Here is a 24,522-nt window from a genome sequence, read left to right as displayed (position 1 = left end):
GCGAATCGTACTCGCTAGTAGGGGTGGCAGAGTAGACCATGACGGACGCCCGCGGCGGTCACATCCTGTTCCTGAACTGGCGGGACACCAAGCATCCCGAAGGCGGCGGCTCGGAGCTCTTTCTCGACCGAATCGCCGCTGAACTGATCCGCCAGGGTCATCGGGTGACCCTGCTCTGCCAGGCGCACGGTACCGCGCCGGCCGAGGAGATCACGCCGGAAGGTCTGCGAATCGTCCGGCGCGGTGGCCGGCACACCGTCTACCTGATGGCCGCGCTCACCTATCTGGCCGGCGTGCTCGGCCTCGGCCCGCTGTCCCGACGCCGCATCGGACGTCCGGATCTGATCATCGACGTGGGCAACGGCATGCCGTTCCTCAGCCGCCTGTACGCCCGCCGGCCGGTGATCGCCCTGGTCCACCACGTGCACCGTGAACAGTGGCCGGTCGTGTTCGGCCCGCGGGTGGCGAAGGTCGGCTGGTGGATCGAGTCGCGGCTGGCCGTACGCGTCTACCGTCGCTGCGCCTATATAACAGTGTCCGAATCCACCCGCGAGGAGCTGGTCGGGCTGGGAGTCGACCGGCACCGGATCTCGGTCGTTCACAACGGCACTCCTGAGGTCACCGGGCCGCCGATTGCGCGTACCCCGCATCCGAGCCTCATGGTGCTCGGCCGGCTGGTGCCGCACAAGCGGGTGGAATTCGCGCTGCGCGCGACCGCGCTGCTGGCCACCGAGCTGCCCGACGTGGAGCTGGTGGTGGCCGGGCAGGGCTGGTGGGACGAGCCGCTGATCAGGCTGGCCGGCGATCTGTGCATCGAGGACCGGGTGAGCTTCGCCGGTTTCGTGTCCGAGGAACGCAAGCACGAGCTGCTCTGCGGCTCCTGGCTGATGCTGATGCCCTCCCTCAAGGAGGGCTGGGGGCTGACCATCGTCGAGGCCGGCGCCCGGGGCACGCCCTCGGTCGCGTTCCGCTCCGCCGGCGGCGTCGCCGACGCCATGGCCGACGGTGAGACCGGCGTGCTCGTCGACAACGAGTACGAGTTCTACCTGGAGGTGCGGTCGCTGCTGCTGGACGTCCGGCGGCGCACCGAGATGGGCGCGGCCGCGGCGGCGTACGCCCGGCGGTTCACCTGGGAGAAGGCCGGAGAGGCCTTCGCCGAGGTGGTCGCCGGGCAGCTGCCCGCGGTGCCGACGTCGCCGGCCGGCCAGCGAGTGCCGTAGGCCGCCGGCCGGCCACCGACGAAACATGCCCGGTGATCCACCTGTTTCCAGGTGAGTCACCGGGCATGTTCGTTATCCCGCAGCGCGGATCGCGCCGGTAGGTCAGCGAGTGCCGTAAGCCGCAGGCTCAGTGTCGCTGGTCTCGATGCTTGCGACGTGATCGGCGGACGGGCTCACTGCACCGACGGTCGCGAGAATGCCGACGATACCGAGAACACCCCCGGCGACGGCCGCGACTACGAAGGTGGCCAACTTGGCCATGTTTCTTCCTCCCCGGACTCGTGGGTTCGCGGACCGTACCACGATCTACGGCGTATACGCAGTAGTCCCAGGGCTGCGAAGATCACCACTGTGGCGGCGAGCAGGTGTGCGGCCAGAGCGGGCATCCGGCGGCCGGCGCCCGCGAGGCGACCGGTGTCCGCGGCGGCCGGATTCTCCCAGAGCCGCAGCTGCGGGCCGTCGTAGACGAGCCGCAGGCCGGCGAGGACCGGGGCCGGGGGTTCGGCCACCGGGCCCCGGCGGACCAGCACCCAGCGCGCCCCCAGCTCGGCCACCGGCCGCCCGGCGTCGAGCAGCGCCTGCGCGGCCGTGGCACGCGGGTTCTCACCGTCCACCGTGACCGCGCCGACCCGCAGGGCGTCGTTCATCAGCACCGGCGCGTCCAGGTAGCGGGGCGCCGGATCGCGGACCACGACGCCGCGGGTCCAGTCGTAGCGCTGGTAGCCCTCGAACGGCAGCGACAGCACCTCGCCGGGCGCCACCGCCACCCGCGCGGCCACCACGTCCCAGTCGGCCGGGTAGCGCACCGGCCGCAGCGCCCCCGAGGCGCCGAACGCCAGGTCCGGCATCACCACCACCGGCAGCAGGATCGCGCCGGCCAGCAGCACCCGGCCGGCCGCCGGCTCGAACCGCCGGGCCAGCCGGTCGGCCAGCAGCTCGGCGCCGAGCGCGAAGCCCAGCGCGGTCACCAGCGCGTACGGGATCAGGAACTTCTGCCCGTCACGCAGCAGCCCGGCTCCCGGGACGTGCACGACCAACCACTCCAGGAGGGCCACCCCGGGCCCGGCCGCCCCGGCCGCGGCCAGCACGAATCCGCCCGCCGCCAGGATGAACAGCCGGTCCGCGCCGCCCGGCCAGCGCCGCCGCAGCTCGCGCAGGCCGAGGACGGCCACCGCGAGCAGCAGCACGGTGACCACCGGAACCAGCACCGAGGAACGGCTGGCCGGCACGGTCTGCGCGTTCCAGATGCCGCCGGTGCCGAGCAGCGCCACCCACGAGCCGGCCCAGTTCTCCGCCCGCGCTGCGAACATGGCCACGCCCTCCGGGTCGGAACTGCCGCCGGCCGCGCTGCTCAGCGAGGCGAGCAGCCAGGGCGCGTTGAGCGCCGCGACGGCCGCGAGGGCGGCGGCGGTGGCGCGCGACCGCAACGGCAGCAGGACGGCGACCGTCACCAGCGCGATGAGGCCGCCGGTCGGGGTCACCGCGGCGGGCGCGGCGGCGAGGATCAGCCGGGGCAACGCGCCGGGCCGGCCGGCACGCAGGTCCCGCGCCGCAGCGACCAGAAAGGGCAGGGCGGCGTACGCGAGCAGCAGCGCCCACTGCCCCAGGAGCAGCCGTTCGGCGAGGTACGGCGTCCACGCGTAGGCGAGCGCCGCCACGACCCGGGGCATCACCCGTGCGGTCGGCAGCAGCCGGGCGGCACCCAGCGCGGCCAGGTAGACCACCGCGACGAGCGCGATCCGCTGGAGCAACCACCCCGGCACGGCCAGGTTCGCGACCGACACGACGGCGTCCAGCGGCACCGCGCGGGGCAGCGCGTCGGCCGGCGCGATCATCTCCCAGTTCAGCGGCTGCCGGGGCACGAACACCATGTCGTAGCGCAGCACGTAGCCCGGCAGCGCGAGCGGCGCGAGCACCACCGCGGTGACCACCGCGGCGACCGTGTGCAGGACGAGCCCGCGGCGCGCGGTCACCCCGCCGGCTGCGGCACCAGAGCGCCGATCTCGATCTCGTCCGTGCAGAGGTTGGCGCGACGGTCGAGCACGTCGAGCACCACCTCGTCACCCTCGACCAGCATCAGCAGGAACATCGCGTTGAGGCCGCGATGCACGTCGAACGAGCGGGGGTCGTGCCGCCCGACCTGGAGCGTCGCGGTGGTGTCGCGGTCGCTGAGGTAGCTGATCCGCACCACCTGCCAGTAGTCGGTCGCCTCCGCGGCCAGCGGGATCCGGACGGTGCGGCCGCCGGTGACCCGGTAACCGCAGCCCTTTATCGGCCCGGGCCGCGCCTTCACCCCGTTCACCCAGGCGGGACGGACGTGACCGGCCTCGTCGAAGATCGACAACTTGCGGGCCTCGGTCACGAACATCGGCCCGTTCTCCACGGGGCCGAAGAACTTCGACTGCATGTTCCACGGATACGACAGTGAGGGCACCACCGCCTCCGGAACAGGCTGATCCATGAAAACCGTGCCTGCCTCGGCGACGGCCAGGTCGGCCTGCGCGGTGCGCAGGTAGTCGCGCCCGGCCTTGATTCTCCAGTCGGCGGCGAAGCCGGTGCCGCTGTAGACGCTGCTCGCGATGAGCAGAACCACAGCGGTGGTGAGGGCGACGACGACGGGCTGAGTGCGGGCCCGCAGCGGCGCGGGCACGAGGTCGTCCTCCGTCTCGGCGTCCGCTTCCAGCGGCCGTAGCCCGCACACCGCGACACCGACGCAGAGCGCCGCGACCAGTATGACGTCACCGAGATAGCGCGGCACCAGCCCGGAGACGCCGCTGAGCGCCGAACCCAGCCGGGTCGCCGCGATCAGGCCGGACGCCAGGGCCGAGAAGAGCAGGAGCAAGGTCCAGGCCCGCACCGCGACCCACCGGCGCAGCCAGATCGTCACGCCGATCAGCAGCGCGACGAGCGCCCAGGAGAGCCACCGGGCCGTCTGCTGCGGCGCGGAGATGGCCGTGCCGTCGCCGGCGTCGAGCCAGACCCACGGGCCGCCGAGCAGGCCGGGCGCGAGGGACTCGCCGTAGAACTGCCGGAAGAACGTGCCGACCTCACCGGCCGAGGACGGCGTGCGCAGCGCCGAGCCGTTCGACATGCCCAGGTAGGCGGCGAGGTAGACCAGCGAGATCCCGGCCAGCACCGCCCAGGACGGCCACCATCGCCGAACCGTGGTGACCAGCGCGCGCACCGGACCGCCCGGCGCGTAGAGGCAGAGCGTGACCAGGAAGAGCAACGGCGCGATGAACAGCGCCTTCTCGAAGAAGAGCAGGCCGGCGACCATCACCAGAGCCATCGTCGCGAGGTGGCGGTGATCGCCGGAGCGCAGATAGCGGACGTGGGCGTAGAGCGCGAGGATCATGGTCAGCTGCATCGGCAGCAGGTTGATCCCGACCGCCCACCAGGCGGTCACCTCGAGGGTCATCGGGTTGAAGAGGAACAGGCTCAGCGGGACGAGCAGCGCCCAGCTGGACGGGAGCATCAGCCGCAGCAGCAGGTAGAACGCCACACCGACGGCGATCTGCGTGAGCAGCATCAGGGTCGCGTACGGCCAGTACTCGTACCCGGTCAGCCGCTCGGTGATCCAGACGATCAACCGGCCGGCCGGCATGAAGTGATTGTTGTAGAGCGCGACCAGGTGCCCCGGCGTCAGCGCGGACGCGTCGGCCTGAGCCAGGATCGGGAAGTCGTCGACCGTGAGATAGCCGCGAACCGTGATCGATCCCCGCCACACGACGCTCGCCGCGATCAGCAGACCGGCGACCGCGCTGATCGGATCGACTCTGGCGAGCCGCCCCGCCCTCACCGGGCCGGCTCCGGCCGGAAGAGCAGCATGTTGACGTAGCGTGGCTCGGGCCGCACCACCCGGCGGACGAAGCTCTGGTCCACCCGCTCGAGCGCGCCGCGCTGGTGCTCGATGAGGTCAAAACCGGCCAGCGGCAGCCATCGGTCGTCCGGCATCACGAACGGCTGGTAGCCCCAGCCGGCGAGCAGGTCGAGAACCGGCTGGATCGGCTGGATCCGCTCCTCCAGCTCGACCAGCAGCAACGGCCGGTCCCGCCGGATGGTCCGCTCGCCGCCGAGCAGCGCCGGCATCTCATGACCCTCGACGTCCATCTTGATGAAGCCGACATCGGTCAGTTCCAGCTCGTCGAGGGTCACCCGGGCGACGGTGACCGTCTCGCCGACGCCGTGCTCGATCGAGGACGTGCCGGTGCCCGGACCGCCGGATGGCAGAAAAAGCTCGGCCGTGCCGGAATGGTCCGACGCGACCGCCTGAATCACCCGGACGTCCGGGTAGGCGGCGGACACGCAGCCGGCAAGTTCGGCCGTGGGCTCCACGGCGACGACCCGATCGGCGATCCGGCGCAGGCCACGCGTCCACGGTCCGTACCAGGCTCCGACGTCGACGGCGGTCCCGCAGCGCGGGACGTACGAGGCGAGTCGGGCCAGTTCCGGCTCGACTCGCGGGTAGACCACGCGCACGGCAGCGGCCAGAGCGCGCGGAGGGAGCGCCGCGGCGATACGCGAGCTCAGCTGGGTGGACGGCGTTCCTGCCATGGTGACGAACCATAGCCGCTCAGACACGGATGGCTAGACCCGAGGTTGACTCACGAGTAACCTGCACACACGCTGGAGCCTGGCGGGGATTGTGAGGCGAAATGACCGAGACAGTGCACGCCCCCGGCGTGGACGTTTGCGTGGTCGGCGGGTGCGGACGAGTCGGCCTGCCACTGGGCATCGCGCTGGCCGCGCGCGGCCTGTCGGTGGTGCTCTACGACATCGACGCCACCGCCGTCGACCGGGTCAACGCGGGGACACTGCCGTTCGCCGAGGCCGGCGCGGCGGAGCCACTCGCCGAGGCACTGGCCGCCGGCCGGCTGCGGGCCTCCACCGATCCGAGCAGTGTCGGCCTGGCCGACTCGCTGGTCGTGGTCGTCGGGACGCCGGTGGACGAGCACCTCAACCCCGATCTGGGCGCGGTTCCGCGGGCCATCGAGCGCTGCGTCGAGCACCTGCGCGACGGCCAGCTCGTGGTGCTGCGCAGCACCGTCTACCCGGGCGTCACCGCGCTCACCGAGAAGCTGCTGACCAGCCGGGGCCTCAGCGTCGACGTGGCGTTCTGCCCGGAGCGGATCGCTGAGGGCAAGGCGATGACCGAGCTCTTCACGCTTCCGCAGATCGTCGCCGCGCGTACCCCGCAGGCGCTGGACCGGGCCGAGAAACTGTTCCGGCACCTGACCGACTCGATCGTCCGGCTGGAGCCGGAGGAGGCCGAGCTCGCGAAGCTGTTCACCAATACCTGGCGCTATCTGAAGTTCGCGGCGGCCAACCAGTTCTGGATGATGGCGAACGATTTCGGCCTGGACTTCGAGCGGATCCGGCACGCGGTCACCCACGACTACCCACGCGCCGACGACCTGCCGATGCCGGGGTTCGCGGCCGGCCCGTGCCTGCTCAAGGACACCATGCAGCTGGCGGCGTTCAACCGGAACAACTTCGTGCTCGGCCACTCCGCGATGCTGATCAACGAAGGGCTCCCGCTCTACCTGGTCTCCCGGCTGGAGGACCGGTTCAACCTCGCCGAGCTGAGCGTCGGCATCCTCGGCATGGCGTTCAAGGGCGGCAGCGACGACTCCCGCGACAGCCTGGCCTACAAGCTGCGCAAGATCCTGACGTTGAAGGCGCGCGAGACGCTCTGCACTGATCCGTACGTGGTCGACGACCGCTTCCTGTCTCTTCCCGATGTGCTGAAACGGGCGGACCTCCTGGTGATCGCGGCGCCGCACCCCGACTACGCCACGCTGGACACCGACAAACCGGTGATCGACATGTGGGGCCTGACCGGACAGGGGGTGCTGGTGTGACGCCGCGGGTCTCGGTGGTCATCCCGGTCTACAACGAGGGTGAGGGCGTGGTCCGACACCTCGAGCGCATCCTGCGTGAGGTGCTGCTGCCGGCGGAGATCCTCGTCGTGCACGACATGCCGGAGGACACCACGATCCCGTACGCGCGGGAGATCGCGCGCAAGGATCCGCGGGTGCGGACCGTGCTCAACACGTACGGGCGGGGGCCGGCCAACGCGATCCGGTTCGGGATCGACGCGGCCAAGGCTCCGGTGGCGGTGGTGACCATGGCCGACGGCTGCGACGACCCACGGCAGATCGACGACCTGGCCCGGCTCGTCGACCGGGGCGTGGTGGTCGCGGCGGCGTCGCGCTACATGCCCGGCGGGCAGCAGGTCGGCGGCCCCCGGTTCAAGCGGATGGCGTCGCGGTGGGCCGGGCGCACGCTGCACTGGTTCGCCCGGGTCGGCACCCGGGACGCCACCAACAGCTTCAAGGCGTACGACACGGATTTCGTCCGCGAGGTCGGCATCGAGTCGAACACCGGCTTCGAGATCGGCATCGAGCTGACCGCGAAGGCGAACCGGCTGCGCCGCCCGGTCGCGGAGATCCCGACCATCTGGCTGGACCGCCAGCTCGGTGAGTCGCACTTCGACCTGGGCCGGTTCATGCCGAGTTACCTGCGCTGGTACTTTTTCGCGTTCGGCCGGCGGTTGCCGGCCGAGCAGCTCGCCGCCCGCTGGGCGGCCCGGAGGCCGGACGCCGCGCCGGCCGATCGCGACAAGGAGGGCACCCGGGCATGACAAAGGTGCTGGTCACCGGCTCGGCCGGGTTCATCGGAGGCTATCTGGTCGAGGAGTTGCTCGGCCGCGGTCACGAGGTGGTCGGGCTGGACAACTTCTCCAAGTACGGCCCGGTGACGCATAGCTACGACAGCCACCCGCGGTACCACTTCGTCGAGGGCGACGCCCGTGACGTGGAGCTGCTGACCGGGCTGCTCGACGGCTGCGACCACTTCGTCGCCGGTGCCGCGATGATCGGTGGCATCTCCTACTTCCACGCGTACGCGTACGACCTGCTCGCCACGAACGAGCGGATCATGGCGGCCTCCTGCGACGCCGCGATCGCCGCGCACCGCGGCGGACGGCTCAAGAAGGTCACCTACGTGTCGTCGTCGATGGTGTTCGAGTCGACCGACCGGTGGCCGAGCAAGGAGGGCGACCAGTTCCAGGTCCCGCCGCCCGTCTCGTCGTACGGCTTCCAGAAGCTCGCCGTGGAGTACTACGCGCGGGCCGCGTGGGACCAGTACAAGCTGCCGTACACGATCGTCCGGCCGTTCAACTGCGTCGGCGTCGGCGAGGGCCGGGCGCTCGGCTCGGCCGAGGTGCTCTCCGGCAACGTCAAGCTGGCCATGTCGCACGTGGTCCCCGACCTGGTGCAGAAGGTGCTCAAGGGCCAGGACCCGCTGCACGTGCTGGGCAGCGGCGACCAGGTGCGGCACTACACGTACGGCGGTGACCTGGCCCGCGGCATCGCCACGGCGGTGGAGCACGAGGCGGCCACCAATGACGACTTCAACCTGTCGACGGCCGAGTCGACCACCGTTCTGGAGCTGGCCGAACTCATCTGGCGCAAGATCAAGGGCCCCGATGTGCCGTTCCGCCACGTCAGCGACGAGCCGTTCGCGCACGACGTGGCGATGCGGGTGCCGGACGTGACGAAGGCTCGCGAGGTGCTCGGCTTCACCGCCGAGACGTCACTCGACACGATGCTCGACGAGGTGATCCCGTGGATCAGGCAGGCGGTCGAGGAGGGCCGGCTGTAACCGGCCCGAAGTCGGTCCGCAGCCAGTACGGTCGGCGGATCGGTCTCTCCGGTGCCGCGGTGGCCGTCGCCACCGCGGTCACCAGTGGACTCGGCTATGTCGTACCGGTGCTCGGCGCCCGCCGCCTGGACGCCGCCGATCTCGGCGCCCTCGCGACCGTGCTGGCGATCGTCGCGATCGCGAGCGTGCCCGGCACCGGCCTGCAGATCGCGGTGGCCGTGCAGCGGGCCCGGCATCCGGGCTCGACCGCGCGGCACGTCGGGTGGATCACCGCCGCCGTCTGCGCGGGGGTGGTCGCCCTGCTGGCGCCGCTCGCCGGCTCGGTGCTCGACCTGCCGGCCGAGCTGACCCTGATGCTCGCCGTATATACCGGTGCGATCGTGGTGGCCGGCCGCTGGCTGGGTCAGTTGCAGGGCGACGAACGGTTCCTGCGTCTGGCCCTGGGCATGGCCGTGCTGGCCGCCGGCCGGTACGGCGGGCTGGTCGCCGGCCTGCTGCTCGGCGCCGGGCTGACCGGGTCGGTGCTGATCGCCACGGTGGTGTCGCTGCTCATCCCGGTCGCGCTGACCGCCGTGGCGCGGGTGCCCGGTTCCCCGCCCGGCGACCGCGGCGTCTCGGCGCGACACGTGGTCACCGCCTGTTCGGCGACGCTCGCGATGCTGGTCGTCTCGTACGCCGACCTGCTGCTCGCCCGGGCTCTCCTGCCGGCCGCCGCCTCCGGCGCGTACGCGGTCGGGACCGTTCTCACCAAGGGTGCACTGTGGGCACCGCAGGTGGTCACCGTGCTGGCCCTGCCCCGGCTCGCACAGGGCAGCCGGCGCGCGCTGATCATCGCGGTCGGGCTGGTCACCGGCTCCGGAACGCTGCTGATCGCGATGTCCGCGCTGGCCGGCGGGCTGGCGTTCCGGTTCGCCGGCGGTCCCGGCTACGTCGATCTGGGCCGGTACGCGCCGGTCTTCGCCCTCACCGGCGCCCTCTACGCACTGGTGTTCGTGCTGGTCAACGCGCAGGTAGCGGCCGGCGCGAAGTGGCCGTCGGCACCACTGTGGGTCTCCACCGCGGTGCTCGTCGTGGTGGCCTGGCTGGTACCGCACACGTTCGCGGCGATCATGTGGTGCGCGGCGGGCACGGCCGCGCTCGCCCTCGCGGCGACGGCCCTCGCGACCATGCGCAGTGGCGCCGGAAAGCTGACCGGCGCCGCCCTGACATCGTGAGTGCAACGCCGTAACCGGTCGCCGGTTGCGGCCCGGACCCCGTTTGGGGAACAGTCCGCCGAGTCGGGTTAGGCCGTTCCGGCCGGATTCAAGACGCGGCACCGCAGCAGCCCCGGCGGGTACCCGCCGACCGTTAACTTCCCTGGCACTGCAATACCGGCATCACGCGCCAGAGGAGAACAAAATGGTCGACGATTCCATCAGGCTGGGCCGGCGGACCCTGCTCGCCGGCACCGCGGGCGCGGTCGCCGTATCGGCGGGCACCTGCCCGGGCGCCGCGGCCGCCGCACCCGGCAGACCCGCCGACTGGAAGCACGCGACCGCCTGGACGCGCGGCAGTGACATCGCGGTGAAGGCGGGCCGGGACAAGGAGGGCCGCTTCGGGATCATGTTCAAGCACGAGGCCGCGTACGCGCCGCCGGACGAGCTGATCAAGTCGCTGGCCGCCCAGATGGGTGAGCCGTCCGGGCCGAACGTTCCGGACTTCGACAATCGGCGCATCCCGGCCGGCTTCACCTTCCTCGGCCAGTTCATCGACCACGACATGACGCTGGACCGGACTCCGCTGCCCGAGCAGCAGGCCGATCCGCAGGCGCTCACCAACTTCGACACGCCGCTGTTCGACCTGGGCTCGCTCTACGGCCAAGGCCCGGCCACCGACCCGGACCTGTACGAGGCCGACCGCACCCGGATGCGGGTGGTCCGCAACGCCAACGGGGTCGACGACCTGCCGCGGCGGCCGGACGGCAGCGCCATCCTCGGCGACGCCCGCAACGACGAGAACCTGATCATCGCCCAGCTGCACCTGGCCTTCGCCAAGTTCCACAACCGGTGCCTCGCGACCGGGCTGGCCGGCAACCTGGCCGAGGCGCAACGGCTGACCCGCTGGCACTTCCAGTGGCTCATCGTCCACGACTTCCTCGACAAGGTCGCCGGGCCCGAGGTGGTGGGCCGGTTCCTGGACGGCAAGGGCAAGGTGAAGCGGGAGTTCTACAAGCCGAAGAACCCGCACCGGCCGATGATGCCGGTCGAGTACTCGGTCGCCGCGTACCGGTTCGGGCACAGCATGATCCGCGCGGGCTACCTGCTCAACAGCCGCAATACCCAGCCGTCGTTCGCCGCCATCTTCGGCGCCGAGGGCAGCGATCTACGCGGCAACCGCCCGCTCCCGGCCCGCCTCGAGATCGACTGGTGGCACTTCTTCGACGTACCCGGCAAGCCCGCCGCCCCGCGCAACGCCGCCCGGCGCATCGACGGCAAGCTGTCGCTGCCGCTGTTCAACCTGCCGGCCACCGTGGTCGGCGACGGCACCAGCCCCTCGCTGGCCGAGCGGAACCTGATCCGCGGCAAGCGCCTCGGCCTGCCGGCCGGGCAGGACGTCGCGCGCCGGATGGGCCTCACCCCGCTGACCAACGCGCAGCTCGGGCTCCCCGACCCGCAGAACCCGGGCTGGCAGGGCAAGGCGCCGCTCTGGTTCTACGTGCTCAAGGAGGCCGAACTGGCGCACGCCGGTGAGCGGCTGGGCCCGGTCGGCGGCCGGATCATCACCGAGGTCATCCTCGGCATCCTGGAAGCCGACAAGAGCGGCTACCTGAAGGTCAACCCGGGCTTCCGTCCGGCCGCACCGATCGCGCCGACCACCGGCCAGTTCCGCACCGGCGACTTCCTCCGGTTCGCCCTCGACCTCTAAAAGTGCGCCGATGGGGTACTGGTACATAGGGTGATCACATGGGTTCCGCTCTGAGTGCCAAGAAGACCAGGTCCGCGCTGCGTACCTCGGCGATCGTCTCGCTGCAGACGCTGCTGGTCCTGCTCATGACCTGGGTGGCCCTGTGGCTGCTCGGGAAGATGTGGTCGGTGATCTGGCCGCTCGTCGTGGCGCTCCTGCTCACCACGCTCACCTGGCCACCGGTGCGGTTCCTGCGCCGGCACCGGTGGCCGGCGGCGCTGGCCGCCTCGGTGGTGACCGTCCTGTTCCTGCTGGTCGCCGCCGGCACCCTGGTCGGCATCATCGCCCCGGTGGCGTCCGAGTCGCCCGAGCTGGCCGAGGGCGTGGCCAGCGGCATCCAGCAGGTCCGCGACTGGGCCTCCGGTCCGCCGCTGAACATCGGCGACGACGAGGTGAACAGCGCCGCGAACAGCGCCATCGACCGTCTCCAGGCCAGCGTCGGCAGCATCGCCACGGCCACCCTCACCGGGGTGAGCACTGTGGTTGACGGGCTGGTCACCACGATCCTGGCACTGTTCCTGATGTTCTTCTTCCTCAAGGACGGGCCCCGGTTCCTGCCGTGGCTGACCCGCCAGCTGCCCGGCCGGCTCGCCGTCGACGTCCCGGTCGTGGTGGCCCGCAGCTGGGACACGCTCGGTTCCTTCGTCCGCTCCCAGGCGTTCGTCGGCCTGCTGGACGCGGTGGCGATCGGCATCGGACTGTGGATCGTCGGGGTGCCGCTGGTGCTGCCGCTGGCCGTGCTCACCTTCGTGGCCGCCTTCGTCCCGATCGTCGGCGCGCTCTTCGCCGGCTTCGTCGCGGTGCTCATCGCGCTGGTCTCCAACGGCTGGACCGACGCCCTGATCGTGCTCGGCATCATCGTCGCGGTGCAGCAGCTGGAGGGCAACGTCTTCCAGCCGATGGTGCAGAGCCGGGGCCTGGGCCTGCACGCCGGCGTCGTGCTGCTCGCGGTCACCCTGGGCAGCAGCCTGTACGGCATCGTCGGCGCCCTGCTCGCCGTCCCGGTCGCGGCGATCATCGCGGTCCTCTGGAACTATCTGCGGGAGCAGCTCAGCGACTCCCCGGCTCCACCACCGGACGATCCGGCCGACGAAGCCGCCGAAGAAGCTATTCGTAGCCCGGAGACCGCCGGACGGCCGGAAGTGAACTAACCGACAGCGATCCATCCGCGGGGCTCAGTGCCCCCGAACCTCCTCCGACAGGCCAAGCAGCCCGTAGGAGGAGCAGATGCACCAACGCTCATTTCGGAGACCAGCGCTCGGCGTCGCGGCCGCACTCGCGGCGGCAGCGTGCGTCGCCTCGCTGGCGCCCACCATCGGTACGGCGTCCAGCCACCGTGAGGCACCACTGGTCGCCGGGGAACCCCGGCTCGACAACACCGACGTCTACGCGTTCGTCAGCCCGGACGCGCCGGACAGCGTCACGATGATCGCCAACTGGCTCCCGTTCGAGGAGCCGAACGGCGGTCCCAACTTCTACGCGTTCGCCACGGAGACGGCGTACGACATCAACATCGACAACGACGGGGACGCTCTGCCGGACATCACGTACCGGTGGACGTTCGACGACAACTACCGCAATCGCAATACGTTCCTTTACAACACCGGGCCGGTGACCTCGCTCGACGACCCGGACCTGAACTACTTCCAGACGTACCGGCTCCAGGCGATCACCGAGAACGGCACCAGCACGCTGATCCGCAGCGGCAAGGTGGCGCCGTCGCGGGTCGGGCAGGCCTCGATGCCGAACTACGGCGCGCTCGCCGACGCGGCGGTCACCAAGCTGCCGAACGGCGGGCAGACCTTCGCCGGCCAGGCCGACGACCCGTTCTTCCTCGACCTGGGAATCTTCAACCTGCTCTACAACGGTGATTTCTCGCAGATCGGCACGGACACCGTCAAGGGCTACAACGTCAACACGCTCGCCATCCAGGTGCCGAAGAAGGCGCTGGCGCTGAAGGGCGACGACACCCGTAACCCGGTGGTGGGCATCTGGAGCACCACCTCGCGCAAGCGCGTCGAGGTGGTCGGCACCAAGAACCAGCGGGACCGCTCCGGCGAGTTCCGTCAGGTGTCGCGCCTGGGCATGCCACTGGTCAACGAGGTCGTCATCCCGGTCGGCCGCAAGGACGAGTTCAACGCCACCCAGCCGAAGAACGACGCCCGCTTCCTGCAGTTCGTGACCAACCCCGAGGTGCCCCGCCTGGTCGAGCAGATCTACAAGATCCCGGCTCCGGCGACACCCCGGCAGGACCTGGTCGAGACCTTCCTGACCGGATTCTGCAAGGACTGCGGGCCGGTCGCGGTGGACCTGAACTCGCAGCGGCTCAACAAGGACGTCGACGTCAGCAAGTTCCAGCCCAGCGAACAGCTGCGACTGAACATGTCGATTCCGCCGGCCGCCTCGCCGAACCGCTTCGGGGTCATCGGCGGCGACAACGCGGGCTTCCCGAACGGCCGCCGGCTCGCCGACGACGTTCTGGACGTGACGCTGCGGGTCGCCGAGGGCGTCCTGCTGCCCAACCACCCGGCCGCCGTCGACGGACTCGGTGACGCGGTGGACGCCAACAACGTGAAGTTCCGGGGCGCGTTCCCGTACGTCGCCCTTCCCAACGCCATCGGCGTGAACCAGCAGTAACCCTACGAACTCCAGGCCCGCCGCCCGGCGGGCCTGGAGACATAAGGAGCGCGTCGTGAAGCGTCTCATCGTCGTGGCCGCCGTGGTTCTGGTGGTCGTCCTGATCGGAGCCGCCGTCCTCGTGACCCGGCGGTCGTCGTCCGCACCGGCCGCGGGTCCCGCACTGCCGGCGGCGGACGAGTTCGCCCCGGGCGTCTGCCGTGACGCCGCCGACACCATCCTCGCCCTGGCCCGGGTGACCCGGCAGACCGACGTCGCCGCCGTCTCCGACGCCGACCGGGCCGAGCTCCGCACGTTGCAGACCCGCATCTGGGAGCTGCGCACCGAGGCCACCGGTGCGGTCCTCGACTCGATGACGGACGTCGTCCTCAACCTCGGTTACCTGCGGGTCCGGCTGGACACCCGGTCTGCCGAGCCGCAGTACCTGGAACAGGCCGAAGCAGCCCGGGCCAGGCTGGAGAAGACATGCCTGGCATCCTCCGCACGGTGACTCGGCCGTCCCATGCGCTTAGAGTGTTGCCGGGGTGGGGTGAGCGCCTTGGTGCAGCAGAGATCCACCGACAAGACCGCGGCGGAGCGGGCGGAGGCATCCGATGAGGACAGCCGGCTCCGCGATCGGCTCGTCTTCGGCGACGAGGACGCGTTCGACGAGGTGTATGAGCGGTACAGCGCCCTCGTCTACACCATCGCTGTCCGCGTCACCCGGGACGACCGAGCCGCAGAGGACGTCGCGCAGGAGGTCTTCCTGGCCTTCTGGCAGCGGCCGTTCGCTTTCGACCCGGCGAAAGGCAGCCTGCGCGGCTGGCTCGCCATGATCGCCCATCGACGCGCGGTGGACCTGGTGCGGCGTGAGGAGGCACACCGCCGTGGCACCCAGGACCCACAGCTGAGCATGGCCGCGCTGGGCGGCGGCGACCCGGTCGGTGACCAGGTCTCCGACGCCGACACGACGCATCGCCTGCGGATCGCCCTGCGCACGCTTCCCGAACCGCTGCACAGTGCGATCACGCTGGCGTACCTGCACGGACGCACCTACCGTGAGGTGGCGAAGGAATTGGGTCTCCCGGAGGGCACCGCCAAGTCGCGGCTCCGCGAGGCGTTACGCAGACTGACCGTGGCGTTGAGCAGTCACACGCACGGTTCTGGCGACGTGACCGACCGCACCGAGCGGCATCCAGCCGCACCGAGCAGCGGCCTAGCAGGCGAGGGCCGGAAGGGTACGTCCAGGAAGGCCCAGCCATGACCAGCACGCACAGCCATGAGGCGATCCACCCACTCATCGGGGCCTGGGCTCTTGACGCGTGCACCCCGGAGGAGGCGGAGCTCGTCCAGGCACACCTGAGCAGCTGTGCCGTCTGCTCCGAGGAGGCACGCACGCTGCGGGAGACGGCCGCCGAGCTGGGCGGCGGTCACCTGCGCCCGCCGGCCGGGCTGGGCATCCGGTTGCGCTCCGCGGCGCACCTGCGGCGCCGTCCCGCACCCAGAGCACCGGGGTACGCGAAACCGTACGCCGCCCAGGTGGCCGCGCTGGACCTGATGCTCTCCGGGCTGCCCACCGGCGACTGGCAGCGGATCGCGGCGTATGAACAGATGAGCGTCCACGACCTGCTGGCCCACCTGATCGCCACCGACGGGCTGGTCGCCGCCGCCCTCGGCGTGGCCGTGCGACCACCGGTGGAACCCGGCACCGACGCCGAGACGCGGACCGTCGCCATCGTCGCCCGGGAGAAGGAGCGCCCGGTCGACGAGACCCGGCGATCGTGGCGGGACCAGGCCGAGGAACTGTGCCTGGCCCTGCCACGCCGGCCGAACGGTGCCACGGTGACGCTGGGCTTTCCCATGGTGGTACCGGACGCACTGCTGGCGCGCGCCTTCGAGACGTGGATACACACCGAGGACATCGCCGGGGCGACCGGCAGCGCGGCGACCACGCCGCTGCCCGAGCACCTGCACCCGATGGCCGACCTGGCCGCCCGCCTGCTGCCGAAGGTGACCGCCCGGCGGATGCCGGACGCGGCCGGCCGGCACGTCCGGCTGCACCTGACCGGCGCGGGCGGTGGCACCTGGACGGTGCCGGTCGTCTCCGGTCACACCGCCGGGGAGCCGGACGCCGAGATCACCGCCGATGTCGTCGAGTTCTGCCGGCTGGTCGGCGCCCGCCGCGATCCGGACGCGTTCCCGGCCGAGCTCGGCGGCGACACCGCTCTGGCCCGGGCCTGGCTCGCGGCCGCGCCGTCCCTCGCCCCCTACCCGTGATCACCCCTTGACCGCGCCCTGGGTGAAGCCGGCGATGAACCGGTCCAGGAACACGTTGAAGACGATCGCGATCGGGATCGCCGCCAGCACCGTGGCGGCCTGTAGCGACTGCCAGAAGAACACGTCGCCGCGGACCAGCTCGGTGGGCACCCCGGTGGAGAGCACCTTCTCGGTGGTCGGCGACACGAACGCCAGCGCGTAGATGAACTCGCTGGCGGTCAGCGTGAATGCGAAGACCACCACCGCCACGATCCCCGGGAAGGTCAGCGGCACCACGGCCCGCCAGAACGCGGCGAGCCGGCTGAACCCGTCCACCATGGCCTGCTCCTCGATGTCCTTCGGCACCGCCTTGAGGAAGCCGATGAGCAGCCAGATCGAGACCGGGATCGTGATGGTCGGGTAGATCAGCACCAGCGACCAGGTGGAGTCCTGCAGGCCCACCCCGACGACCAGCCGGGACAGCGACAGGAAGAGCAGGCTCGGCGGCACCAGGTAGACCAGGAAGATGGCGACGCCGAACCAACCGGCCCACGGGCGGTCGAGACGGGCCAGGGCGTACGCGGCCGGCAGCCCGAGCGACAGCGTGATCACCACGACCAGCACGCCGACCCAGAGGGTGTTCCAGGCGAACGTGGTGAACGACGTGTTGTCGAACAGGTAGAGGACGTGGTCGGAGGTGGCCGGCCGGTTGTAGCGGAACGGGTTGTTCTCCGGGTTGTAGAGATCCCGGTTCTGCTTGAACGCGGTGACCATGCTCCACAGGAACGGGGCCGCGCAGATCAGAGCGGCGAGGATCGCCCCGAAGTAGAGGCCGGCCCGGGCGGCGATGTGCCGGCGGGCGTACTTCGCCTGCTGATTCATCGGACCTCCAGGCGGCGTACCGCCCGCAGGATCGCGATGGCGGCGGCCAGCAGCAGCGGGAACAGGAACAGCGCGATCGCCGCGCCCTGGCCGACGTCGCCGCCGTCGATGCCGCGGAAGAAGGCCCAGCTGGTCAGCACCTGGGTGGCGTTGTTGGGTCCGCCGTTGGTGAGCACGTCGACCACGGCCATGTCGGTGAACGTGAAGATCGCCCCGAACAGCGCGGCGACCGCGGCCACCGGCAACACCAGCGGAATCGTCACCTCGAACATCCGCCGCCAGTAGCCGGCGCCGTCGACCCGGGCCGCCTCGTCCAGGTCGCGCGGGATGGCGACCAGCCCGGCCACCATGATCACCGCGGCCAGCGGGGTGAGCCGCCAGACGTGCACCGCGATCACGCTGGCCATGGCCAGCCCGGGCTCACCCAGCCAGTACATGTTGCCCTCGATCAGGCCCAGCTGCCGCAGCACCCAGTCGATCGGCGAGAAGATCGAGTCGAGCATCCAGAGCCAGGCGATCGACGACAGCGCCACCGGCGTGGTCCAGGGCAGCAGCACCAGGAACCGGACCACCCACTTGCCGCGGAAGTCGGCGACCAGGATGTTGGCCAGGACCTTGCCGAGTACGACGATCAGCGCCATCGAGATCAGCGTGAAGACGAACGTGTTGCCGAGCGAGCGCCAGAACACCGGGTCCTCGAAGACCCGCTGGAAGTTGCGGGTCCCGACCCAGTCGAAGGACGGGTCACCGGCGGTCACGTCGGACAGCGAGTAACCGATGGCGAGCAGGAACGGCAGCGCCACCAGCGCCAGGATGTAGACCACGCTGGGCATCAGGAACAGCCAGGCCAGCGTGCCCTCCCGGTCGGCCATCCGGCGCCTGCTCACGACGACCCCGCTTGGGTACGCACACCCGACTCCGCGTCGAAGTACCGGATCCTCCGGGCCGGCACCGCGAACGGCTGCTCCTCCCCCACGGCGACATCGGCCTCCACGGTCGCCGGAAGCCGGGCCACGACACGGGTGGGCTCGCCGACGCCGATGGCGGTGCCGTAGACGTGCCGGTCCCCGGAGAGGTACTCCAGCCGGTCCACCTTGAGCGTCACCGGGAGTCCACCGGGCGCCACCTCCGAGGGGAGCAGATGCTCGGGGCGGAAGCCGACCAGGACGTCACCTCGGGGCACCAGGTTCATCGGGGGCGAGCCGATGAACGTCGCCACGAAGGTGTCGGCCGGGTCGTCGTACACCTGCATCGGTGGACCCACCTGCCGGACCCGGCCCTGCGAGAGCACCGCGATGCGGTCGCCGAGGCCCATGGCCTCGGTCTGGTCGTGGGTGACGTAGACGGTGGTGGTGCGCACCTCGTCCTGGAATCGCTTGAGCTCGTCGCGCGCGCTGGCGCGCAGCTTGGCGTCCAAGTTGGAGAGTGGCTCGTCGAGCAGGAACACCTTCGGCTGGCGCACCAGCGCACGGGCCAGCGCGACCCGCTGCCGCTCCCCGCCGGAGAGCTGTCGCGGCTTGCGGGCGAGCAGGTGCGAGATGCCGAGCAGGTCGGCCGCCCACCTGGCCTTGCGATCGCGTTCCGACTTCTCGACGCGAGCGGCGCGCAGCGGGAAGACGATGTTGGCGAGCACGGTCTTGTGGGGGTAGAGCGCGTAGCTCTGGAACACCATGGCCACCTGCCGGGCGCGCGGTGGCAGGCCGCTGACCACCTCCCCGTCGATCAGCACGTCGCCGGCGGACTGCTGCTCCAGCCCGGCGATCATGCGGAGCAGGGTGGTCTTACCGCAGCCGGACGGCCCGAGGAGGACGAGATACTCGTCCTCCTCGGTCGCGAGGTCGATGCCGTCGACCGCGCGTACCCCGCCGGGGAACTCCTTGACCAGGTTGCGTACCTCGACGATGGCCACCTGTCATCCCTTGCCTACTAGGCCCTGCGCCCGCCACTTGTCGAAGACGGCGGTGGCCTGGCTGGTGGCGGCGGCGACCGACTCGGCGGCGCTCTGCTCGCCGCGGGCCACCCGGGCGAACATGTTGGGGATGACGAAGGTATTGAAGATCTCGCCCTCGGCGGTGTTGGCCGGGCCGGGATAGCCGATGTTGACGCTCCACTTCGTCGCGTCGCTCAGCAGCTTCAGCTTGTCCGGCGGGTTCGAGCCGAACGGGTCGCTGGCAAGCCAGCCGTTCAGCTCCGGGGTGCGCTCGGCGAACGAGCAGAAGTCGTAGAGCTTGCTGGCGTACGTCGCGGCCTTGAAATTGCTCGTGTAGTGGAGCAGGAACTCCTTGGCCGCGTCCGGGTTCGCGGCGTGCTTCGGGACGATCCAGTTGTAGAGGACGTGCTGCGCCGCGAACTGCCCGGCCGGGCCACGCAACGCGGGCACGAAGTGCACGTCGTCGGCGACCTGCGGATTGGTGCCCTGCGAGGTACGCCAGGCCGAGATCGAGTTGACGATGTACGACATCTTCCCGGCGACCAGGCCCTGGTTGTTGCTGGCCGCGTTCCAGGAGAACACCTCGTTGGTCATGCTCTCCTTGAAGAGCTTGGCCATGAACTCGACCGCCTGCACGGTCTCCGGCGAGTTCAGGATCACCCGCTCGTTGGCATCCTGGATCGAGGCGCCGTGTGTCCACATCAGACCGCGCAGCACCATGTTGGAGTCGATCTCCTGGGACATGCCCAGGCCCATCTGTACGTTCTTCGACTTCTTGATCTCACCGCCGCCCTTGAGCAGGTCGTCCCAGCTGGCCGGCCCGTTCGGGAAGCCGGCCGGCTCCCACAGCGACTTGCGGTAGTTGCCCGGGTCCGGCACCCAGCCCGGCGAGTACGCGTAGAACTTGCCGGTGCTCGGGTTGAAGCTCGACTTCTGGCAGAGCTCGAGCTGCGTACCCCAGCGTTTGCTCGCCTCGTCGGTGAGGTCCTTCAGGTCCAGCACGCTCGGCTCGAACTGCGACAGCGGCGCGATGAACTGGATCATGTCATGGCCCTGACCGGCCGAGATCTCGGCGGCGATCCGGGTGGTGATCTGTGCCTGGTCGATGTGGTCGACCTTGACGTCCACCCCGGTCTTGCTGCCCCAGTCCCTGGCGAACTTGTCGAACCAGGCGTCGTGGCTGGGTACGAAGTGGCTCCACAGCAGAATGCTCAGGCCGCCGGAGAGCTTCTTCGACGGCTCCTCGAAGGTTTCGGCCGGTGCGCCGCCCGGTGCCCCGGTGGGCCCACCCGGGCCGGCGTCCTCCTCGCTCGCGCAGCCGGCCAGCATGGCGCCGACGGCCAGCGCCCCCGTGGTACGTAGGAAGTCCCTCCTATTTGTCATCGGTGACTCCTTCGCTAGGTGTTCATCGATGACCGTAGGGCGTTGTGATCTAGATCACTAGTGGATCGCAATTCTGGATATGTAGTGTCCAGATATGCGGATGAGCGAGGGCGTCGAGTGGGCACTGCACACCTGCCTCAACCTGACTTGGCTGCCCGGCGACCAGGCGGTCCCGACCGCGAAGCTGGCCGCCTTCTACGCGCTGCCCGCGGCGTACCTCAATAAGCAGATGCAGGCCCTGGCCCGCGCCGGCATCGTCTCCTCGACGCCGGGCCCGCGTGGCGGTTTCCGGCTCGCCCGCAGTCCCGAGCAGATCACCGTGCTCGACATCGTGGTCGCGATCGAGGGACCGGACGAGGCGTTCCGCTGTGTGCAGCTACTCAAGCAGGGGCCGGGTGCCGACCCCGCCGTCGACTACCGGCAGGCGTGCCTGATCTCGCAGGCCATGCACCGGGCCGACATGGCCTGGCGACGTGAGCTCGCCGCACAGACGCTCGCCGGGCTGAAGGCCGACGTCGAGCAGCAGTACCCCGCGGCACCGGGCAACACCTCTTCCGCGCTGCGCGCCTGATGCGCACCCACCCAGAATCGGAGAGCGACATGACCCTCGACGCCACCGTCCGCGGCCAGGTCTGGCTGCCACACACGCCCGGCTTCGACACCGCACGCAGCCCCTGGAACCGCGCCGTCGAGCAGCCGGTCGACGCCGTCGTCGAGGCGGCCGACGCGGACGACGTCGCCGCCCTGATCCGGCACGCCCGGGCCACCGGGCTGACCGTCACCACCCAGCCGAACGGGCACGGCGCCAGCGGGCGTACCGAAGGCACGATCCTGCTCCGCACCCGCCGCCTCGACACCATCGAGATCGACCCGGCCGCCCACCGCGCCCGGATCGGCGCCGGCGTACCCTCCGGCCGCCTGCAAGCCGCCGCCGCACCGCACGGCCTGACCGGCCTCCCCGGCAGCTCCCCGATCGTCAGCGTCACCGGCGTCGCCCTCGGCGGCGGGCTCAGCTGGTTCGGCCGCGCCCACGGGTGGGTCGCCGACAGCGTCCTCGCCTTCGACATCGTCGACGCCACCGGCACACCCCGCCACGTCACCGCCGCATCGGACCCCGACCTGTTCTGGGCCCTGCGCGGCGGTGGCGGCGACTTCGCCGTGGTCACCGCCCTGGAACTGGCCCTGCACCCGGCACCGCACCTCTACGGAGGCCGCGTCCTGTGGTCCGGCGAGCACACCCCCGCCGTAATCGAAACCTTCCGCCGGATCGCCGCCACCGCGCCCGACGAGCTGACCGTCTGGCTCGACCTGCTGCACTTCCCCGGCGCCGACCCGATGGTCGCCGTCGACACCACCTACCTCGGGTCCGCCGCCACCGCGCGCGAACTGCTGGCCCCACTCGACGCCCTGCCCACGCCGCTGTCGGACAGCCGGCGCGTCATGGCCGTCGACGAGCTGGGCTCGATCACCGCCGAACCCACCGACCCGAGCGCCGGCCTGTCCCACAGCGAACTGCTGACCGACCTGTCCGACACCACCGTCGCCGCACTCCTGGCCTCACCGATCGCCCCTCTGCTGAGCGTCCAGATCCGCCACCTCGGCGGCGCTTTCACCCGCCCCTCCGACAGCCCGCACGGCCCGCTGACCGAACCGTTCGCGCTCTACCTGTTCGGCCTCGCCGCCGACCCCGCGGCGGTCCTCGCCAAGCAGGCCGCCCTCGCCGCATCGCTGCCGGTGAGCGGCCGCAAGGCCTTCACCTTCCTCAACCCGCGGGAGACGGTCGCCGACGCCTTCGGTCCTGAGGTGGTGGACCGGCTTCGCGCCATCAAGAAGCAGCATGATCCTTCGTCGCTGTTTCGGAGCAACTTCCCGGTGTCGGTCTGAGCGTTTCGCTCACGCTCCTTTTCCGGTACGCGTCCGCACCTCCCGCCGAACCGGGGCCGTCCCCCGCTACCGCGCGACCACGTTGCCTGGTCCCGGCCCCAGCGCGCCCGCCGGGCCCAGGCACGTGGTCGCCCTCTCCAGCCGAGCCGCCCTGCCCGTGCCTCCCCGGCCGCCACTCCGCTTGTTTCCGAAGCCGAGAGGTTGCAGTTCCCTGACCAGCCAGAACACCGCGACGGGGTCGCTGCCGCCCGGGAGATCGCCGGCCCCCGCCCTCGCCGACCGGCAGGTCACAACCATGATCGACTCAAGCCAAGTTGCATTGGCACCCGCCCAGCCGTTGCTGAGATACACAATCGGCCGCCCAAACGTGCGCAGCCGACGGCTCACCCCGCCCAGCCGCCACTGACACACGCAACCCGACGCGCGGATTCAACCGGTGGTTGCAACACGGAGGAGCCGCCGCTCAGGCAGGTAACGCGGGCTCGGATGCATGCCTGGACGGCGGCTGGCGCGGACGAGCCGCCACTCAGGCAGGTAACGCGAGACGCCCCAACGTGCGTGCCCGACGGCTCGCTCTGCCCAGCCGCCGCTGACGCACCGAATCGGGCGCTCCGATTCGGTGCGTGGCGACCAGCCCCGGCCGGGCTGCAATGCCACTCAGGCCCTGAGTTGATCCTTGTGGTGGTGGAACCGGGGTGCCCGCCCCGAACGGTGGATCGATCAGCGGGCAATCTTCCGTTCAGAGGACAAAAAGGGCCTCCGGCATGAACCTGAAGCTATGTGGAAACGCCCGGCCATGATGCTCGCCGCCCTACTGATGATGACGCCGATCGCATCCGCACAGGCGGCGAACCCGGCGGAGGATGCGCCGGCTCGGCCTGGTCGGGGCGGGCCCGTCGAAGGCCGCCCGAAGGAAGCCCGCGCCACGCGGGCCGAGGCGGATCAAACGGGTCCGGCATGGGCGGGACGGGCGGGGTCGACGGCGCTGGGAGGGGTTGGGCGGGGTCAACGGGCGCATGTTGTCCGGCCGGGTGACACGCTTGCCAAGGTCGCGAAACGGCACGGCGTGCGGATCGCTGACCTGCGTGAATGGAACAGGCTGGGCAAGGGCTACCAGCTACAGGTCGATGGGATGTTGCGGCTGACCGCCCCGGCCACGCCACTGCCCGCTTGGCGGACCCGGACGGAGACGGTGACCGCGACCGAGGCCAACGGCGACCCGGCGAAGGCGTGCCCGGTCCAGCCGTCCGACCTGCGCCGGATCTGGGTGCGCTACATCGACTATCAGGGCGTCGCCCGAAACGGCAGCCTGATCATGCATCGCAGCATGGCAGTGCCGACGCAGCGCGCGTTCGCCAAGCTGTACCACTGGCGATTCCCGATCATGGTGATGCAGCCGATCGCGGTCAACATGCCCACCCTGACCGACAAGAGCGTGCTGACCAGCGGCTACGAATGCCGCTACGTGGCCGGCACGACCACCTGGTCACAGCACTCCTACGGCCTGGCCGTCGACGTGAACCCGCGCCAGAACCCGATGATCCGCGGCAGCTATCCGAACCACACCTACCTGGACCCGCCGAACAGCGCCACCTGGCTGGCCCGCGAACGCTACTGGCCGGGCATGGTGCACGCGGAAGGGGCGGCCCGCGCGTTCACGGCGAACGGCTTCGCCTGGGGCGGCCGGTGGACCACCCTCCTGGACTACATGCACTTCAGCACCACCGACCGCTGATGACCAGG

General features: G+C 70.6%; 22 protein-coding genes. 14 read left to right on the top strand and 8 right to left on the bottom strand.

Features of this window, described 5'->3' with window-relative positions:
• Positions 1-38: 38 nt before the first annotated feature.
• Positions 39-1,220, top strand: coding sequence for a glycosyltransferase family 4 protein (locus I4J89_RS41565; protein WP_196419718.1), 1,182 nt, complete (start codon positions 39-41; stop codon positions 1,218-1,220).
• A gap of 102 nt (positions 1,221-1,322) precedes the next feature.
• Here the strand turns inward: I4J89_RS41565 and I4J89_RS41560 are convergent, their stop codons facing one another.
• The 4 genes from I4J89_RS41560 to I4J89_RS41545 are packed head-to-tail and all read right to left on the bottom strand — an operon-like array spanning position 1,323 to position 5,774.
• The gene (locus tag I4J89_RS41560; protein ID WP_196419717.1) at positions 1,323-1,481 is read right to left on the bottom strand and encodes a hypothetical protein; all 159 of its coding nucleotides are present in this window, start codon (positions 1,479-1,481) and stop codon (positions 1,323-1,325) included.
• The gene (locus tag I4J89_RS41555) at positions 1,457-3,193 is read right to left on the bottom strand and encodes an MmpA family trehalose lipid delivery protein (protein WP_196419716.1); all 1,737 of its coding nucleotides are present in this window, start codon (positions 3,191-3,193) and stop codon (positions 1,457-1,459) included. Before I4J89_RS41555 ends, I4J89_RS41560 begins: the two co-directional genes overlap by 25 nt.
• A complete protein-coding gene (locus I4J89_RS41550) occupies positions 3,190-5,019 on the bottom strand; it encodes a putative glycosyltransferase family protein (RefSeq protein ID WP_196419715.1) in 1,830 nt (609 codons plus the stop codon). The genes I4J89_RS41555 and I4J89_RS41550 overlap by 4 nt, the downstream gene beginning before the upstream one ends.
• On the bottom strand, positions 5,016-5,774 hold the full coding sequence (locus I4J89_RS41545) for an FkbM family methyltransferase (protein WP_196419714.1): 759 nt from the start codon (positions 5,772-5,774) through the stop codon (positions 5,016-5,018). Before I4J89_RS41545 ends, I4J89_RS41550 begins: the two co-directional genes overlap by 4 nt.
• Positions 5,775-5,875: 101 nt before the next feature.
• On the opposite strand from I4J89_RS41545, the gene I4J89_RS41540 reads away from it, so the two are divergent.
• The 10 genes from I4J89_RS41540 to I4J89_RS41495 all read left to right on the top strand — a co-directional run bounded on the left by I4J89_RS41540 (position 5,876) and on the right by I4J89_RS41495 (position 16,721).
• Positions 5,876-7,081 (top strand): nucleotide sugar dehydrogenase, encoded by a 1,206-nt coding sequence (locus tag I4J89_RS41540; RefSeq protein ID WP_196419713.1) that lies wholly within the window; start codon positions 5,876-5,878, stop codon positions 7,079-7,081.
• Positions 7,078-7,863, top strand: a complete 786-nt coding sequence (locus I4J89_RS41535; protein WP_196419712.1) for a glycosyltransferase family 2 protein — start codon at positions 7,078-7,080, stop codon at positions 7,861-7,863. The genes I4J89_RS41540 and I4J89_RS41535 overlap by 4 nt, the downstream gene beginning before the upstream one ends.
• The gene (locus tag I4J89_RS41530) at positions 7,860-8,885 is read left to right on the top strand and encodes an NAD-dependent epimerase/dehydratase family protein (RefSeq protein ID WP_196419711.1); all 1,026 of its coding nucleotides are present in this window, start codon (positions 7,860-7,862) and stop codon (positions 8,883-8,885) included. Before I4J89_RS41535 ends, I4J89_RS41530 begins: the two co-directional genes overlap by 4 nt.
• Entirely contained in the window at positions 8,849-10,099 is a 1,251-nt protein-coding gene (locus I4J89_RS41525) for a polysaccharide biosynthesis protein (RefSeq protein WP_230860489.1), read from the top strand. Before I4J89_RS41530 ends, I4J89_RS41525 begins: the two co-directional genes overlap by 37 nt.
• Before the next feature lie 184 nt (positions 10,100-10,283).
• Positions 10,284-11,789 carry a peroxidase family protein gene (locus I4J89_RS41520; protein WP_196419710.1) on the top strand — a complete coding sequence of 502 codons (1,506 nt, stop codon included), beginning with the start codon at positions 10,284-10,286 and terminating at the stop codon, positions 11,787-11,789.
• A 38-nt stretch (positions 11,790-11,827) separates the two neighbouring features.
• Positions 11,828-12,979 carry an AI-2E family transporter gene (locus tag I4J89_RS41515; RefSeq protein ID WP_196419709.1) on the top strand — a complete coding sequence of 384 codons (1,152 nt, stop codon included), beginning with the start codon at positions 11,828-11,830 and terminating at the stop codon, positions 12,977-12,979.
• Between the two features lie 76 nt (positions 12,980-13,055).
• Positions 13,056-14,465, top strand: a complete 1,410-nt coding sequence (locus I4J89_RS41510) for a DUF4331 domain-containing protein (protein ID WP_196419708.1) — start codon at positions 13,056-13,058, stop codon at positions 14,463-14,465.
• A gap of 55 nt (positions 14,466-14,520) precedes the next feature.
• The gene (locus I4J89_RS41505) at positions 14,521-14,955 is read left to right on the top strand and encodes a hypothetical protein (protein WP_196419707.1); all 435 of its coding nucleotides are present in this window, start codon (positions 14,521-14,523) and stop codon (positions 14,953-14,955) included.
• Between the two features lie 51 nt (positions 14,956-15,006).
• Positions 15,007-15,708, top strand: coding sequence for a sigma-70 family RNA polymerase sigma factor (locus I4J89_RS41500; protein ID WP_309238709.1), 702 nt, complete (start codon positions 15,007-15,009; stop codon positions 15,706-15,708).
• Positions 15,705-16,721, top strand: coding sequence for a maleylpyruvate isomerase family mycothiol-dependent enzyme (locus I4J89_RS41495; protein WP_196419764.1), 1,017 nt, complete (start codon positions 15,705-15,707; stop codon positions 16,719-16,721). Before I4J89_RS41500 ends, I4J89_RS41495 begins: the two co-directional genes overlap by 4 nt.
• Here the strand turns inward: I4J89_RS41495 and I4J89_RS41490 are convergent, their stop codons facing one another.
• From I4J89_RS41490 to I4J89_RS41475, 4 genes are read right to left on the bottom strand one after another with little or no spacing between them, the layout of a single operon-like run.
• Positions 16,722-17,582 carry a carbohydrate ABC transporter permease gene (locus I4J89_RS41490; RefSeq protein ID WP_196419705.1) on the bottom strand — a complete coding sequence of 287 codons (861 nt, stop codon included), beginning with the start codon at positions 17,580-17,582 and terminating at the stop codon, positions 16,722-16,724. It abuts the gene before it with no gap.
• A complete protein-coding gene (locus I4J89_RS41485) occupies positions 17,579-18,454 on the bottom strand; it encodes a carbohydrate ABC transporter permease (RefSeq protein ID WP_196419704.1) in 876 nt (291 codons plus the stop codon). The genes I4J89_RS41490 and I4J89_RS41485 overlap by 4 nt, the downstream gene beginning before the upstream one ends.
• 11 nt (positions 18,455-18,465) lie before the next feature.
• Positions 18,466-19,491, bottom strand: a complete 1,026-nt coding sequence (locus tag I4J89_RS41480; protein WP_196419703.1) for an ABC transporter ATP-binding protein — start codon at positions 19,489-19,491, stop codon at positions 18,466-18,468.
• Positions 19,492-19,494: 3 nt separating this feature from the next.
• Entirely contained in the window at positions 19,495-20,895 is a 1,401-nt protein-coding gene (locus tag I4J89_RS41475; protein WP_196419702.1) for an ABC transporter substrate-binding protein, read from the bottom strand.
• Between the two features lie 94 nt (positions 20,896-20,989).
• Here I4J89_RS41475 and I4J89_RS41470 point away from each other — a divergent pair, with 94 nt between their 5' ends.
• The 3 genes from I4J89_RS41470 to I4J89_RS51150 all read left to right on the top strand — a co-directional run bounded on the left by I4J89_RS41470 (position 20,990) and on the right by I4J89_RS51150 (position 24,514).
• Positions 20,990-21,466, top strand: coding sequence for an RrF2 family transcriptional regulator (locus I4J89_RS41470; protein ID WP_196419701.1), 477 nt, complete (start codon positions 20,990-20,992; stop codon positions 21,464-21,466).
• Between the two features lie 29 nt (positions 21,467-21,495).
• A complete protein-coding gene (locus I4J89_RS41465; protein ID WP_196419700.1) occupies positions 21,496-22,779 on the top strand; it encodes an FAD-binding oxidoreductase in 1,284 nt (427 codons plus the stop codon).
• A 1,066-nt stretch (positions 22,780-23,845) separates the two neighbouring features.
• Complete coding sequence (locus I4J89_RS51150) at positions 23,846-24,514, top strand: M15 family metallopeptidase (RefSeq protein WP_444876227.1); 669 nt, start codon at positions 23,846-23,848, stop codon at positions 24,512-24,514.
• Positions 24,515-24,522 lie beyond the last annotated feature (8 nt).

Origin of the sequence: Actinoplanes aureus, assembly GCF_015704865.1 — a bacterium.
GTDB lineage: Bacteria > Actinomycetota > Actinomycetes > Mycobacteriales > Micromonosporaceae > Actinoplanes > Actinoplanes aureus.
This window is presented reverse-complemented; position numbering and strand designations above follow the sequence as displayed.